The organism is Paenibacillus xinjiangensis (assembly GCF_059686975.1).
The window spans coordinates 33,815-48,812 of record NZ_JCAALS010000040.1 but is presented as its reverse complement, the minus strand read 5'-3'; the positions used below and the strand labels follow the sequence as shown (position 1 = coordinate 48,812).

At 49.9% G+C, this 14,998-nt stretch carries 12 protein-coding genes; 9 read left to right on the top strand and 3 right to left on the bottom strand.

Annotated elements, in window-relative coordinates; all coding sequences use genetic code 11:
* Positions 1-1,105, top strand: a 1,105-nt coding sequence (gene ltrA, locus AC6ESP_RS27625) for a group II intron reverse transcriptase/maturase (protein WP_497099975.1), incomplete at its 5' end; no start/stop codon positions are given.
* A 372-nt stretch (positions 1,106-1,477) separates the two neighbouring features.
* Here ltrA and AC6ESP_RS27620 read toward each other — a convergent pair.
* Both AC6ESP_RS27620 and AC6ESP_RS27615 read right to left on the bottom strand, forming a co-directional pair.
* On the bottom strand, positions 1,478-2,314 hold the full coding sequence (locus AC6ESP_RS27620) for a carbohydrate ABC transporter permease (protein ID WP_497099974.1): 837 nt from the start codon (positions 2,312-2,314) through the stop codon (positions 1,478-1,480).
* The gene (locus AC6ESP_RS27615) at positions 2,314-3,204 is read right to left on the bottom strand and encodes a carbohydrate ABC transporter permease (protein WP_497099973.1); all 891 of its coding nucleotides are present in this window, start codon (positions 3,202-3,204) and stop codon (positions 2,314-2,316) included. The genes AC6ESP_RS27620 and AC6ESP_RS27615 overlap by 1 nt, the downstream gene beginning before the upstream one ends.
* 180 nt (positions 3,205-3,384) lie before the next feature.
* Here AC6ESP_RS27615 and AC6ESP_RS27610 point away from each other — a divergent pair, with 180 nt between their 5' ends.
* The 8 genes from AC6ESP_RS27610 (at position 3,385) to AC6ESP_RS27575 (ending at position 13,600) form a co-directional block, all read left to right on the top strand.
* A complete protein-coding gene (locus tag AC6ESP_RS27610; RefSeq protein ID WP_497099972.1) occupies positions 3,385-5,208 on the top strand; it encodes a sensor histidine kinase in 1,824 nt (607 codons plus the stop codon).
* Positions 5,201-6,847: a response regulator gene (locus tag AC6ESP_RS27605; protein WP_497099971.1), complete on the top strand. Its 1,647-nt coding sequence runs from the start codon at positions 5,201-5,203 to the stop codon at positions 6,845-6,847. The genes AC6ESP_RS27610 and AC6ESP_RS27605 overlap by 8 nt, the downstream gene beginning before the upstream one ends.
* 136 nt (positions 6,848-6,983) lie before the next feature.
* A complete protein-coding gene (locus AC6ESP_RS27600; RefSeq protein WP_497099970.1) occupies positions 6,984-8,294 on the top strand; it encodes an extracellular solute-binding protein in 1,311 nt (436 codons plus the stop codon).
* Positions 8,295-8,418: 124 nt separating this feature from the next.
* Positions 8,419-10,518: a glycoside hydrolase family 36 protein gene (locus AC6ESP_RS27595; protein WP_497099969.1), complete on the top strand. Its 2,100-nt coding sequence runs from the start codon at positions 8,419-8,421 to the stop codon at positions 10,516-10,518.
* Positions 10,519-10,884: 366 nt separating this feature from the next.
* Positions 10,885-11,331, top strand: coding sequence for a MarR family winged helix-turn-helix transcriptional regulator (locus AC6ESP_RS27590; protein ID WP_497099967.1), 447 nt, complete (start codon positions 10,885-10,887; stop codon positions 11,329-11,331).
* A 77-nt stretch (positions 11,332-11,408) separates the two neighbouring features.
* Entirely contained in the window at positions 11,409-12,368 is a 960-nt protein-coding gene (locus tag AC6ESP_RS27585; RefSeq protein ID WP_497099966.1) for a ring-cleaving dioxygenase, read from the top strand.
* On the top strand, positions 12,365-12,973 hold the full coding sequence (locus AC6ESP_RS27580; protein WP_497099965.1) for an alpha/beta hydrolase: 609 nt from the start codon (positions 12,365-12,367) through the stop codon (positions 12,971-12,973). The genes AC6ESP_RS27585 and AC6ESP_RS27580 overlap by 4 nt, the downstream gene beginning before the upstream one ends.
* A gap of 12 nt (positions 12,974-12,985) precedes the next feature.
* Positions 12,986-13,600: a flavin reductase family protein gene (locus AC6ESP_RS27575; RefSeq protein ID WP_497099964.1), complete on the top strand. Its 615-nt coding sequence runs from the start codon at positions 12,986-12,988 to the stop codon at positions 13,598-13,600.
* A gap of 86 nt (positions 13,601-13,686) precedes the next feature.
* Here AC6ESP_RS27575 and pepT read toward each other — a convergent pair whose 3' ends face one another.
* A complete protein-coding gene (pepT, locus tag AC6ESP_RS27570) occupies positions 13,687-14,922 on the bottom strand; it encodes a peptidase T (RefSeq protein ID WP_497099963.1) in 1,236 nt (411 codons plus the stop codon).
* Positions 14,923-14,998: the final 76 nt, after the last annotated feature.

Genomic DNA, 14,998 nt, shown 5'->3' with positions numbered 1-14,998 from the left:
AACCTATGAACCAAGTCCAGTCCGTCGGGTCGAAATCCCGAAACCGAATGGCGGAACGAGGTTATTAGGAATACCTACCGTGACAGATCGACTCATTCAGCAAGCGATTACCCAAATACTCACCCCTGTATTTGACCCTACGTTTTCCGAACATAGCTACGGATTTCGTCCGCAAAGACGAGGTCATGATGCGGTAAGGAAAGCAAGAACATTCATGCAAGAGGGCTACCGAATCGTGGTAGACATCGACTTGGAGAAATTCTTCGATCGTGTGCACCACGACCGTCTAATGGTGCGTCTTGCGGAAGAAGTAACGGATAAAACGTTACTGAAACTCATCCGAAAGTACCTCCAATCCGGCGTGATGGTAGAAGGTCTAGTAAAGCCAACCCTTGAAGGGGCGCCGCAAGGGGGTCCATTAAGTCCAGTCCTGTCGAACATCGTCCTAGATGAACTGGATAAGGAGCTGGAGGAACGCAACCTGCGATTTGTCCGTTATGCGGACGACTGTAACATCTATGTGAGAACATGGAAAGCAGGCAAGCGCGTGAAGGATTCCGTCACGCAATTCATTGAGAAGAAGCTAAAACTAAAAGTGAACCAAGCGAAAAGCGCGGTTGACCGACCTTGGAAACGAAAGTTTCTAGGGTTCACGCTTAGCTGGGATAAAGCTAATCCAAAGGTGAAAATCTCAAAAACATCCTTGCAACGCGTAAAAGCAAAGATTAAAGAGATCACATCGAGGAAAAGCCCCATCCCTATGGATTTGCGGATCAAGAAACTGAATCAGTATCTGACAGGATGGTGCGGATATTATGCACTAGTGGATACACCTAGGATTTTTAAGGATCTAGATGAGTGGACGAGAAGAAGGCTGCGCATGTGCGTGTGGAAACAGTGGAAGCTTCCTCGAACGAAAGTGAGGAAGCTAATGGCACTTGGCGTCTCCAAGGTGAAAGCTAATGAGTGGGGAAATACAAGGAAGAAATATTGGAGAGTTGCAGGTAGTCCAGTTCTTCAAACCACGCTAAACAACAAATTTTGGTTAAACAACGGCTTGAAGAGTTTAACGGACAGATACAAATCTCTGCGGAATATGACATGAACCGCCGTATACCGAACGGTACGTACGGTGGTGTGAGAGGTCGGGGGCTAACCGCCCCCTCCTACTCGATTCTGAGGCACAGCTTTAGCAATAACTGCACATTTGCATTCTTTTAGTGCTACGATGCATTCATCTAATCCGAAAGTGGAAGGCGACAAGATATGCGAGCATGCACGGTGTACTTGATATTAAAAAGGCGTTGCAGGAAATCCCTGCAACGCCTTTGTGTGTAGTTGAATGTGTATAAACCTGGTAAACGGAGAAAGTGGATGGATTCTGGAGAAGCGATAGCGTTCGCCTTTGCCCCCGAGGCAACAGCGATCGTAAGAACCATCCACTTTCGAAGTAGCCAGCAGGTGTACTCATTTCCATTTAACCCTTAACAGCACCAGCAACTACACCTTTAACAATATACTTCTGCAGGAAGATGAACACGATGATCGATGGCAGCACAGCCATCACCATAGCCGTCATTGCATATTGCCAATCGGATGTGTATTGGCCGACGAATGTGTATGCCGCAAGCGTCAGCGTCTTCGTGTCCGGCGAGCCGTTCACCATGAGGAGCGGGAGCAGGAAGTCGTTCCAGATCCACATAACATCAATGATGATGATCGTCGTTGTTACCGACTTGAGCAGCGGGAAGATGACGCTGAAGAATAATCGGAAGCCCGATGCTCCATCAATCGTAGCGCTCTCGTCAATTTCCTTCGGAATGCCCTTCACGAAGCCGTGGTAGATGAACATAGCGAGTGGAGCGCCGAAGCCCCAGTACAGAACGCCAAGTCCCCATGTGCTCTCCGATAGATGAAGATCTTTGGCGAGCTGAAGCACGGTCAGCATGATGGATTGGAAAGGCACAAGCATAGGCATAATACAGAGCAAGTAAATGAATCCGCTTAGGCGTGTCTTGGTTCTTGCCAGCTTATAAGCCGCAATCGAAGACACCAGAATAATGCCTGCCAAGCCTACAGATGTAATGATGAAGTTGTTCAGGAACAGCTTCGGATAGTTAATGAAGTTCCATACATAAGAGTAGTTCTCGAATACGAGCTGCTTCGGAAGGGCGATGACATCGGTCATGACCTCGCGGAAGCTTTTGAACGAGTTAATGATGGTCAGAATGATCGGGTAGAGAAAGAGCAGAGAGAGAATAACCATAACGATCTCAAGGACGAAGCGTCCACTCTTGCCAGTTATCGTTCTCATTATGCCTCGACCTCCCTGCGTTTGAAGACTGCTAATTGAATGATAGTAATGATCAGTACAGCGACGAACAGAATGAGCGCTTTGGCTGTGCCGTAGCCGTATAAGTTGTTCTGGAACGTGTCTCTGTAGATATCATAAGCGATACTGTAGGTTGTGCCGCCAGGTCCACCGCCAGTGAGCGATAGAATAACATCGAACACTTTGATGGAGTTGGTCAAGGCCATGAATACAGCAATTGTAATGGATGGTGCAAGCAGCGGCAGTGTAATGCTGAAAAATCTCCGCAATGGTCCAGCGCCATCTACGGTTGCTGCTTCCTTCAAATCCTCCGGCACGGATTGCAGACCGGCAATATAGATCACCATGTAGAAGCCGACTGATTGCCAGATGGATACGGCCAGTATGGATACGAAGGCAAGTCCCGGTGTACCGAGCCAGCTTAGGCCGAACAGACTCCAGCCCGTGCTTTCTCCAAGCGATTCAAACCCCTGCATGAAAATAAACTTCCAGATAAAGCCGACAATAACGAGGCTTAGAATATAAGGGATGAAGAATGCCGTTCTGAGCCAAGTGGAGGTCTTAAGCTTCATATCCAGAATAACGGCCAGCAGAATGGCAAGCACGTTAACCAGTATGATGTAGAGAACCGCATATTTCAGTGTGAACCAGGATGCGCTGGCGAAGTTGGCATCGCCGGTAAGAATTTGCTTGAAATTATCGAGCCCAACGAACGTTGGGTACTTAGAAATGCCGTTCCACTTAGTCATGGAATAGCGAATAGTCATTGCGAATGGAATGTAGAACGCTACAGCGATACAGATGAGGACCGGCAGCGTAAAGATGCCGAACTCCAGCTTCTCGCTCCATTTTCTCCCTAGTGATTTAAACATCATTACACCTCTCTTCATGACATTGGATGCGGGGGCCGCTGATGCAACAGCCCTTCACAACGTTTCCGTATTCGTTATAATGTGTATTATAAAACAGCCGATCCCCCTCAAAAATGGATTTATGATAACAGTTAGGGGTAAAAAGGTGAACGGAATTTAAGGCAAGGGGGAAACAGGGCAATGGTAAGGTGGATAAATAAAGTCATCTCAGATATGCTTGAGCGCATATCCAGAAGGCTGGTGAATAAGCTTGTCCTGTTATTTACGACGATTATTATTCTGGTTGTTACGGCACTTACGATTATCTCTTATCAGATGCTTCAGAAGGAATCCATCAATAACAGCATTACGAGCACGTCTAACAATCTACTGCTGGTCAATCAGAATATGGAGGATTACCTGAGCGATATGGAAAAGCTCTCGCTGCCGCAGAATCGGTATGACGAGATTACCTATGCGATTATGCATGAATCGAGCGATTATGCTTCACGCATGTATTTGGAGAATTACCTTCGCGAGCTGTACTATTCACGCAATGATTTGGAAGCGATTTATATGTACGTGGTTGACCAGAACAAATATTATTCGATCACAAGGGAAGGCTTCGATCTTAAGGTCAGATCGGTATCCGATTGGACGATGCCACAGACATCCTGGTACACCCAAGCGCTGGATAGTCCGCAGAATCGCACGTACCAATCCTTCGCTCTCTCTGATGAAGATGCTGTGTACCCGATCGATACGGAGATGAGCTTCATGGCTTATCACAGAGTGCTGCGTTCGATCGTGACCCGGAAGCCGCAGGCTGTCCTGTCCTTCTATTTCAATTCCTCTATCCGGGACAATATTATCAAGGACATACCGCTAAGCGAGGGACAGCATCTCATGATGCTCGGCCCCGACCATACGCCCTTCTATACAGATGATGCTTCGTTCTATAAGGAGGCAGCGAAGGCCGAGCTGAATAGTCATCTGGCCAATGCGGCTAGCGGGAAGTTCACTTGGGTTGCAGGTGCTCAGAAATACTTGGTGGTCTATGACAAGGGGGATAAGGAGGGCTGGAGCTTGGTGAAGCCCATTCCTTACAAACAGATTTACGAAGCAGCAACGAGAACCCGGAATTTGAGCTTCTTGATCGGGTTCGCGTTCCTTATTCTTTCCCTTGTCCTTGTCACTATTCTCTCTAATGCGATAACGAGACCGCTCAGGAAGCTGTCTCATCAGATGAGCCGGTTCAGCAGCGGTGACTTCGATGCTGAGGCTGAAGTCATCGGAAGGGATGAGATTTCCTATTTATCCCATCATTTCAACCTGATGGTCAGAAGGACGAATGAGCTGATTAATGAGCGGTACAAAATGAAGCTGGTGGAGAAGAACGCGATTCTAAAAGCGCTGGAGGCGGAGATCAATCCGCATTTCTTATACAACGCCCTACAGGCGATCTCTACCAAAGCTTTGCGCCATGAGCGCTATGACATTGCTGATATGGTCGATGCGCTGGCAATGACCTTCCGTTACTGTATTAGCGGGAAGGATATCGTGTTCGCCAGAGAAGAGCTGAAGCACATTGAGCGATACATGGCGCTGCAGAAGGCGCGGTTCGGCAGCAGGCTGCAGGTGACCTACGCGTGGGATGAGTCGCTGATGGAGCTGGAAATTCCAAAGCTGTCGATTCAGACGCTTGCTGAGAATGCGATCAAGCATGCAGTTGAGCATGTATCAAGCACAATCACCATAGCTATAGGGGCTTATGTGACAGAGAGCCACACCGTAATCTCGGTGAAGGATGATGGTCCAGGATTTACTCAAGACAGGCTGGAGCAGGTACGGCAGTCTTTCGCCAAAAGCTGGGAGGACCGCGAGGGAGACAGCATCGGACTCCTGAATCTACATACTCGCCTGAAGCTTCTGTATGGGGATGGTGCGGAGCTAGTGATTCTGACGAATAAAGCAGGTACAGAAATGCAAATGTTACTACCTCGGGGAGGATTAAGCTATGTATAGGGTTCTTATTATCGATGATGAGGAGCCGCTTCGCGAGGCGATTCGCTTGTTAGGCGACTGGAAGGGTCTCGGCATTAGCGAGGTGCTGGAAGCGACGAATGGGCATGAAGGGCTGGCGATGCTGAAGGAGCACAAAATCGATATCGTGATGGTCGACATGAAGATGCCGGAGATGAATGGCATGGAGTTCCTGCAAGTCGTGGAGCGGGACTACTCCGAGCTGCTGACGATTGTCATTAGCGGCTTCAATGATTTCGAATATACCCGTCAGGCGATCCGCTCCAAGGTCGTCGATTATTTGCTCAAGCCTATTAACCGGGGTGATCTCAATCAGGCGCTGCACAAAGCGATTGATATACTGGATGCGAAGCGCAAGCGAGAGAGTGATTTCATTAACAAGAATATTACGCTGAACATGTCATTGCCGAAGCTGAAGGAGAAGATGTATGTCTCGATTATCGAGCGAAGCTTCAAGCAGCAGAGCAACGAGGCGTTCCTGCCGCTTATTGGCGCAGACAATCCAGCGAACCATTTCATAGCCATCGTGCTGCGGGTGCTAAATCTGTATGAAATAACGGACAGCCGGTTTCACAAGGATACGAATCTGCTGTATTTTGCCATGGGGAATGTTATGAATGAGGTTGCGGGCAATCACTTCCAAGCGTTCAGCTTCGCAAGCCCAAGGCAGGAGGGGGAAGTGATCTCGATTCTGACGATGACAGGCGGCTATCGGGAGGAGATTGCTTATCATGCCATCCATCAGATGAACAAGGCGTCTCTAGCGCTGCAAGATTTGTTCGGCATTGTAGTAGCAGCTGGAATTGGGGAGCCCTGCAAGGAGCCTCTGAGGATTGCAGATTCGTATGACATGGCGAAGGCGGCTGTCCAAAGCGTTGATCTGATGAAGGTCAAAGGTGCTGCTGTGGTGGTGACAGCAGCCGATATGCAGGAGAGAGGCTCGGTGAAGGAGAGCTATTCCCTGACGAGCAGGATGCAGGCGATACGCGGAGCTCTGGAAGCTGGCAATGTGAATCATGCGAAAACGATCGTGAGCGAATATATGAAGCAGGTGAGAGCAGGTCAAGCGTTCGGCATTGGCGAAGCGGACCGAATCGTGCATGAATTTATTATTCTGCTCAATGACCTGGCACTGGAGCACGGGGTTGCCGCTGCTCAGCTGCCGCTTGGGGGCTATCATGCGCTGAGGCAGGTCGGGATATCGACGGATTACGCCTCCATTGAGCCGTATGAAGCGCTGCTAAGCAGCATTGTGGACTATTATGGCGATCAGCTGCGGAGAGCTTTGTCAGCTAATAAACCGTTCGAGGCAGCAGACATTAAGAAGTACATCGACAGCCATTATTTTGAGGATATTAAAATCTCGATGTTCACCGATAAGTATTTCTTAAGCAGAGAATATCTGATGAAGCTGTTCAAGCAGCAGTTCGGATTCGGCATCCATGAATATGTGCAGAAGGTTAGAATGGAGAAGGCGAAGGAGCTCCTCGACGATTCGGACTTGAAGATTCAAGATATCTCCGAGATGCTGGGCTATAAGGATAAGAATTATTTCAGCAAAGCTTTCCGCAATTACTATGACGTATCTCCATCGGAATATCGGTCGGTCAGCAAGAAATAGGGATAAAAAGTGGACTAGCTGCAGAACATCACTTTTTTACCCTTAACTATTCACTTAAGTGCATTCTTATCGGATTTCATTCCCTTTAGAATAGGCAACGTAGACGAAAATCAACGAGTGAAACGGGGGCATTAGCATGGTAAAAAGAATGGTATCGCTATCTGTCAGTCTAGTATTGATTATCGGAATATTGGCGGCATGCGGCGGCAATAACGCTAACAACACAACAGGTACGGACACTGGGAACGCCGAGGGTGACGCTTCCAAGCCGGTTACAATTAATATGTTCACTGCTTCACCGGAATACACGGATGCATTCAATGCATACATTGCTGAGTACAAAAAGGTTAAACCGAACGTAACGATCAATCTGGAAATTATGCAGGCCGACTACAACACGATTCTGAAGTCAAGAATCGCTGCAGGCAGCACGCCGGATGTGTTCCAGACGACAGCAGGCGGCGACATCGATACATTCGCTGAGTACAGTGCGGATCTGACGAATGAGCCTCTTGCAGCAGCTATGACGGACGCAGTCAAGATCAACATGAGCTCTTCGGACGGCAAGGTGCTAGGCTTCCCGATCAAAGGAAACCTGATGATGATGATCTACAATAAGAAGCTGCTGGCAGACGCTGGTATTACAGAAGTACCTAAGACGACTTCGCAGATGCAAGATGCGATTACGAAGCTTGAAGCCAAAGGCATCACGCCATTCGCGAATGCTTATAAAGAGTGGTGGGTGTGGAAGCATATCTTCCAGAACTTCGTGAATGCGGCAGCTGACGATGCAGGCACAACACCGAAGGAGCTTGTGAACAAGTTCATCGCTGGCGAGACGACAATCAAAGAATATCCAGCTCTATACGATAACTTCTTCAACTTCATTGATCTGACTGTTAAGCACGGTACGGATAAGCCGCTTGAGCGCGACAGCAACGCAGAGGTAAGTGATTTTGCTTCTGGCAAAGCAGCTTTCATGACGGGTAAAGGCGCATGGGACGAAGAAGCGATTAAGAAGATCAACCCAGATATCGAGATTGGTATCGTAGGTTACCCCGTAAGTGAAAAGCCAGAGCAAAGCTTGCTTGTTACAGGCGCAGACCAAGCGCTTCGTATTAATAAAGACTCTGCAGTAGCGGCAGAGACGATTGAATTCTTCAACTGGCTGTACACTTCGGATTACGGTAAGAACTGGTTCTCCAGCGTAGCGAAGGTTATTCCTCCAATCAAGGATGCTCCGCTTCCTGATCTGGATATGCCGAAGCAAATGGAGGAAATGCTAAAAACAGAGAAATCCGGTGATCTGACGGTTAACTACTCGCTGGATACGTTCCACCAGAAGTTCGGTGAGCTGATGCAGGCTTATATCGGCGGCAGCAAATCGAAGGATCAAACGATTGACGAGGTTCAGAAGGCTTGGATTCAATTCGGTTCAGCTGAATAATTAAGCTTCGTATAGGCTGTGTTACAGTAAGCCGATTAGTAGCGGTAACAGGGCTCAGCACCTCACAGTGCTGAGCCCTGTTGTATAGAGGAGCGTAATAACGGAAGGTGTTGGGGGAGCAGCGATGAGACAACGGATAGACGTAGCGGAGAATGGGCTGTATCTGGTATTTGAAGTAACGGATAGTGGTGATGTACAGTTCCTGCATTATGGGGCACAGCCGCTGGAAGAGAATGCGATCACAGAGAAGCAGAAGCCAGGGTTCCGCTTAATGGAGCTGCAGCTGACGGGCGAGGACCGCGAGGAGTATCACGGAAGGACGCATCGGGCGTCCTATCCGGGGCTTCGGATGGTGTACCAAGGGATGAGTGATGCCCACAATGCAACAGGCCGTAAGCTGGAGCTGACACTTGAGGACCCTGTTACAGGCTTGCAGGCGATTGCTCATTATCAATTCTATGCGGGTGTTCAGATTGTTCGCAGCTGGACTGTGCTGCGCAATAGGGGGCAAGCTCAAGTGGAGGTTGAGTATGTCTCGTCCTTCGCGCTTACGGGTCTTGATAAAGAAGGTGTGCAGGATCGTGATCATAAAATGGAGCTGTCCATCGCTCATAACGGCTGGCAGAGCGAGCTGCAATGGCGAACGTACAAGCTTCCTGAGCTTGGCTTGTCTCACTTGATTGATCGGGGCTCCAAGCGTGTAGCTTGCAGCAATACTGGCTCATGGTCAGCTGCGGAGCATATTCCAATGGCTGTGCTGGAGAATACAGAGGCAGGCTCAAGCTTGTTCTGGCAGATTGAGCATAATGGCTCCTGGCACTGGGAGATTATCGACCAGGTCGATTTGTTGACCGTGCTCATTAGCGGTCCTACCGAGCATGATAATCATTGGTGGCTTAAGCTTGCGCCTGGTGAGGCGTTCAGCTCTGTACCCGTTGCTGTCGGGGCAGTACAAGGCGGCTTCGAGCAGGCGATAGGGGAATTGACGACCTATCGGAGACAAATTCGCAGGCCGAATGAGGATAATCGGCTGCTTCGGGTTATTTTCAACGATTATATGAACTGCTTGTGGGGTGCTCCTACGACGGGCAAGCTTCTGCCCTTGATCGATGCAGCTGCGGAAGTGGGCTGTGAGTACTTCTGTATCGATGCCGGCTGGTATGCACCTGGCGAGTGGTGGGACGGTGTTGGTGAATGGTTGCCTTCGGAGGAGCGGTTCCCTGAGGGGATCAAGTACGTCCTCGATTACATTCGCGGCAAAGGGATGATACCGGGCTTATGGCTGGAGCTGGAGGTGATGGGAATCAACAGTCCGAAGCTTGCAGAGACAGATGACAGCTGGTTCTTCATGCGGCATGGCAAGCGTGTGAAGGATCGGAGCCGTTATCAGCTCGATTATCGCAGCCCTAAGGTTATTGCTCATGCCAATGAGGTTATTCGCCGCCTAGTCGAGGACTACGGGGTTGGTTATATCAAGATGGACTATAACATTAATGCCGGAATTGGAACGGAGACAGCTGCCGACAGCGTCGGAGACGGCTTGCTGCAGCATAATCGGGCCTATCTGGCTTGGCTTGATAGCGTATTTGCCCGATATCCCGAGCTTGTCATCGAGAACTGCTCGAGCGGCGGCATGCGGATGGACTATGCGATGCTAAGCAGGCACAGCATTCAGTCCACTAGCGATCAAGAGAACTATGTGAGCTACGCAGCGATAGCGGCGGGCTCGCCAGCAGCGCTCACGCCAGAGCAATCGGCGATCTGGTCCTACCCGCTGCGTGAAGGCGACGATGAAGAAGTGATATTCAATATGGTGAATGCGCTATTGCTTCGAGTTCATCAGAGCGGTCATCTGGCAGAGCTAAGTCCTCGGCGCAGAGAGCTGGTCAAGGAGGCACTCGATTATTATAAAAGCATTCGCGCGGACATTCCCGAAGCGCTGCCGTTCTGGCCGCTGGGTCTGCCTAGTCAGCAGGAGAACTGGGTCAGCTTCGGGCTTCGTCGTGAAGACCGCCTGTACTTGGCTGTCTGGCGTATTGCGGGAGACGAACCGTCAGTGGAGCTTCCGCTTCCGCAGCTGGCTGGCGCTTCACTTGCTATTCGCTGTGCTTATCCGGCAGAGCATGGCAGCGACTGGAGCTTCAATGAGCTCGCCAGCTCGCTTCGTGTGAGCTTGCCCGCTGGGCAAGTTGCTCGGCTGTTCGAGCTGCAGATCAAACGGTAAGCCCCGTTGTATTGGAGAATAAGGAATGACCTTTCACGAGTGGTGAGGGGAAGTTCCTTATTCTCTTTTTTTATAAGTCTGCTGTGTATAATTGAGGAGGAAGCGGATTTCTTGTGGCTCCAAGAGAGGGGCTACCGTCTATTCCAAGGGTATTTGTTCGGTAAGCCTGCTCCTGTTGCAGCTGTCTGAGCGAAGAAGAGGCAGGGCGTAAGCCCTAGCCAGCTCCTTCTTGCTCGTTCTTGCTTCATCTGAGCAAGGCTTCAAGCATTTTATTGAAAAAGAATAGTTGACAAACGGTCGCAAATCATATATCTTAAATTTAAGATAATACAAATTGAGATAACAAACAGAGAGAAGTGATGAGTCATGAAGGAAACATCAGCGGAAGATTCTCTACATTTATATATTGCCCTCTCAAGGGCGAGTCAGTGGGTGAATGCTCATGCCGATCAGGATATTAGGCAGCATGGCCTCAACCGGACGGAATTCGGCGTTCTGGAGCTGCTCTACCACAAAGGGCCGCAGCCCTTGCAGCAGATTGGCGGGAAGGTGCTCATGAGCAGCGGCAACATTACTTATGTGGTCGATAAGCTGGAGAAGAAGCAATATGTGTGCCGCAGAGGCTCAACCTCAGATAGAAGACTTATCTATGCGGAGATCACGGAGCTGGGTAAACAATTCATGGCAGACATATTCCCTAAGCATACGGATGTCATTACTCAGGCTGTTGCAGGATTAACGGCAGAGGAGAAGAGAGTGGCGAGCCAGCTTCTCAAGAAACTCGGCAAGCATGCGCAGGACAGCTTCAAATAGTTCAATGTAGAAATGCTATATCGTTCCTATCGCATTAATGCAATGAAATACAACCATATTAAGGGAGAGTGGATATAATGACACCATTCAAACAATCAACTGCAGGTATTCATCACATTACAGCTTTCGTACGGAGCGCACAGGCTACGGTTGACTTTTACTCAGGCCTTCTTGGTCTGCGGATGATCAAAAAGACGATTAACTTCGATGCGCCAGAGGTCTATCATCTCTACTTCGGTAATGAAGGCGGCGCTCCGGGCACGATTATTACTTTCTTCCCTTGGGTGAATTCTCGTAAAGGCCGTGTCGGCGGCGGTCAAGTGGGCGTGACGACTTATGTTGTACCTCAAGGTACGCTGCCATTCTGGCAGGAGCGTCTGGCGAAGTTCCAAATACCAGTGACGCAAGGAACAAGATTCGGCGAGGATTATCTGGCGTTCAATGATCCGGATGGCTTGCAGCTTGAGCTTGTAGCCCGTGAGGCAGGAGCGCGGAGCGAGTGGTCCTTCGGCGGTGTTCCAGCGGACCATGCGATTAAAGGCTTCGGAGGAGCAACTCTGTACAGCACGGCACCGAAGGAGACAGCACTGCTGCTGGAGAATGTAATGGGTCTAGTGAAGGTCGGTGAAGAAGCGGGCTATGCTCGTTACCAATCCTTCGGAGATATTGGCAATATCATTGATGTGAATACAGAGAAGATGGAAGCAGGCGCTGGCGGCTCAGGTACTGTCCATCATATCGCATGGCGTGCCAAAGACGATGAAGAGCATGCACAGTGGAGATCCCATGTAGAAGCAAGCGGGTTCCAGCCAACGCCAATCGTTGACCGTCAATACTTCAACGCGATCTACTTCCGTGAGACTGGCGGGATATTGTTCGAGATCGCGACAGATCCTCCGGGCTTTGCCCGTGATGAAGAGCCGGATAAGCTAGGGGAGCAATTGATGCTGCCGGAGTGGTATGAACCAAGCCGTGAGCAGATTGAGAAGCTGCTGCCGCCTATTGAAGTAAGAGTATTGGAGGCTGATCAAGGATGAGACATATTTATAAGCAAGGAACAGATGCATCGGCGCCAGTGCTGGTTCTCTTCCATGGAACGGGAGGGACGGAGAATGATCTGCTGCCGCTAGCGGAGCGAATTTCACCAGCTTCCTCGGTACTAAGTATTAGAGGCAACGTGCTGGAGAATGGGATGCCGCGGTTTTTCCGCAGACTAGCGGAAGGAATATTCGATCTGGAGGATCTGGCATTCCGTACGAAGGAGCTGAATGAGTTCCTGAATGAAGCCGCTGAGCAATACGGGTTCGACCGGGGCAACCTCGTGGCTGTCGGTTATTCTAATGGTGCTAATATTGCCGCCAGCTTATTGTTCCACTACAAGGATGCGCTTCGCGGAGCCATTCTGCATCACCCAATGGTACCCATTCGCGGACTAGAGATTCCTGATCTGGCTGCTGTGCCTTGCTTCATCGGGGCAGGGGCAAATGATCCGATCTGCCCTCCGCAGGAGACGGAGGAATTGAAAGAACTGCTCAGCGGTGCTGGCTCTGCTGTAACGCTGCATTGGGAGCGCTTCGGGCATCAATTGACGGGTACTGAGGTTGCTGCTGCGAGTATTTGGTATAACGAGAACTTTCAATAAGGAGCTGCTGCCGTGATTTCCATTGATCCTATTGCCTTAAGTGAGCGGGATAATTATAAGCTGTTGATTGGCAGCATTATTCCCCGGCCGATTGCTTTTGTCACGACACTGTCGGAGGATGGTACGCTTAATGCGGCACCTTATAGCTACTTCAACATCGTGGCAGCTAATCCCCCGCTCCTATCCATATCGGTTCAGCGGAAGAATGGGGCCCTGAAGGACACCTCGCGTAATGCAATTGCCACAGGAGCCTTCGTCGTTCATATCGCTGATGAATCCTATGTGGAGCAGCTTAATGTTACGGCTGCTGGGCTTCCTCCAGACGAGAGCGAGGTAGCCTTGGCGGGATTGACGGCAGTGCCGAGCGAGAAGATTGCCGTCCCCGGCGTGGCCGAAGCCAAGATCCGCATGGAATGCCTGCTCGAGAGGGTTATCCCGCTTGGCGGCACAGAGGCTGCGCCTGCATGTGACCTAATAATTGGACGAATCGTATGCTACCATATCGACGAGTCGCTGTACGATGAGAGAGGACATATCGATGCGGCGAAGCTTGGGCCTGTCAGCCGATTGGCTGGTATCAGCTATGCGAAGCTGGGTGAGCAATTCGCCATCGAGCGCCCGGAATAATAATCATACAAGTAAAGGCATCCTGCCAAAAGAGGAAGATAATCTCCTCTTGGCAGGATGCCTTTTTGGTAGCTGTACAATTATGCTTATTTCCCTTGCTGCTCGAAGCGCTTGACGATCTCGATAATCACCTGTACCGCTTTCACCATGTTATCGACGGATACGTACTCGTACTTGCCATGGTAATTCTCGCCACCTGTAAATAGATTTGGTGTAGGCAAGCCCATATAAGACAGCTGGGAGCCATCGGTGCCGCCGCGAATCGGCTCAATGATCGGAACGATATCAAGAGCTTCCATCGCCTGCTGGGCAATATCGACGATATGCTTCACAGGCTCGATTTTATCACGCATATTGTAGTATTGATCCTTCAGCTCAAGCGTGATGCTTGCTTCGCCGTATTGGGCCTTCAGCTCATTCACGATGCTCGTGAGGTTGGCTTTTCTTGCTTCAAGCTGATCACGGTCGAAGTCGCGAATTATATAATGAAGCTTGGTCTGCTCGACGTCCCCATTAATGGACAGCAGATGATAGAAGCCCTCGTATTTCTCCGTATATTCTGGCGCTTCCTCCGCAGGCAGGCGAAGCTGAAGCTCCATCGCAATCTTGGAGGAGTGGACCATCTTATCCTTAGCTGTTCCAGGATGAACGTTCGTGCCGTTGACTGTGATTTTGGCTGCAGCTGCATTGAAGCTCTCGTATTGTAGCTCGCCAAGCGGTCCGCCATCGACCGTATAGGCGTAAGCGGCATCGAATGCAGCTACATCGAATCGATGGGGTCCGCGGCCAATCTCTTCATCTGGTGTGAAGGCAATGCGGACTCTGCCGTGCTTAATCTCTGGATGCTGAATCAGGTAAGCCATTGCGGTCATTATCTCAGCAATACCGGCTTTGTTATCCGCTCCGAGCAGTGTGGTGCCGTCCGTCGTAATGAGGGTGTGTCCCACATATTTAGCCAGCTCAGGAGAGTCCTTAGGAGATAGAATGACCCCTAGCGCTTCGTTAAGTACAATATCGCCGCCATCGTAGCTGTTCACAAGCTGAGGCTTAACGTTCGTGCCTGTGAAATCAGTCGCTGTATCTATATGGGCGAGGAAGCCGATCGTCTCGACAGCTTTATCCGTATTGGAAGGAAGCGTGGCCATCACGTAGCCGTTAGCATCAATCGTAACCTCCTCCATCCCTATAGCCTGCAGCTCCTCGACGAGCTGATTCGCAAGAGTCAGCTGACCCGGCGTTGTGGGGCAGGTATCGCTCTCCTCATTGGATTGCGTATCTACGATAACATATGAAGTAAATCTTGTGATAATCTCTTTATTCACGGGTATACCGTCTCCTTTCATAGGTCCTATCTCTATATTATAGACGAGGAACGTCGTGAAAACGAATATGCTATAC

Bases quoted from the DNA above. Each gene is read 5' to 3' on its own strand.
- AC6ESP_RS27620 (WP_497099974.1), bottom strand. From the start codon at position 2,314: ATGAGAACGATAACTGGCAAGAGTGGACGCTTCGTCCTTGAGATCGTT.
- AC6ESP_RS27615 (WP_497099973.1), bottom strand. From the start codon at position 3,204: ATGTTTAAATCACTAGGGAGAAAATGGAGCGAGAAGCTGGAGTTCGGC.
- AC6ESP_RS27610 (WP_497099972.1), top strand. From the start codon at position 3,385: ATGGTAAGGTGGATAAATAAAGTCATCTCAGATATGCTTGAGCGCATA.
- AC6ESP_RS27605 (WP_497099971.1), top strand. From the start codon at position 5,201: ATGTATAGGGTTCTTATTATCGATGATGAGGAGCCGCTTCGCGAGGCG.
- AC6ESP_RS27600 (WP_497099970.1), top strand. From the start codon at position 6,984: ATGGTAAAAAGAATGGTATCGCTATCTGTCAGTCTAGTATTGATTATC.
- AC6ESP_RS27595 (WP_497099969.1), top strand. From the start codon at position 8,419: ATGAGACAACGGATAGACGTAGCGGAGAATGGGCTGTATCTGGTATTT.
- AC6ESP_RS27590 (WP_497099967.1), top strand. From the start codon at position 10,885: ATGAAGGAAACATCAGCGGAAGATTCTCTACATTTATATATTGCCCTC.
- AC6ESP_RS27585 (WP_497099966.1), top strand. From the start codon at position 11,409: ATGACACCATTCAAACAATCAACTGCAGGTATTCATCACATTACAGCT.
- AC6ESP_RS27580 (WP_497099965.1), top strand. From the start codon at position 12,365: ATGAGACATATTTATAAGCAAGGAACAGATGCATCGGCGCCAGTGCTG.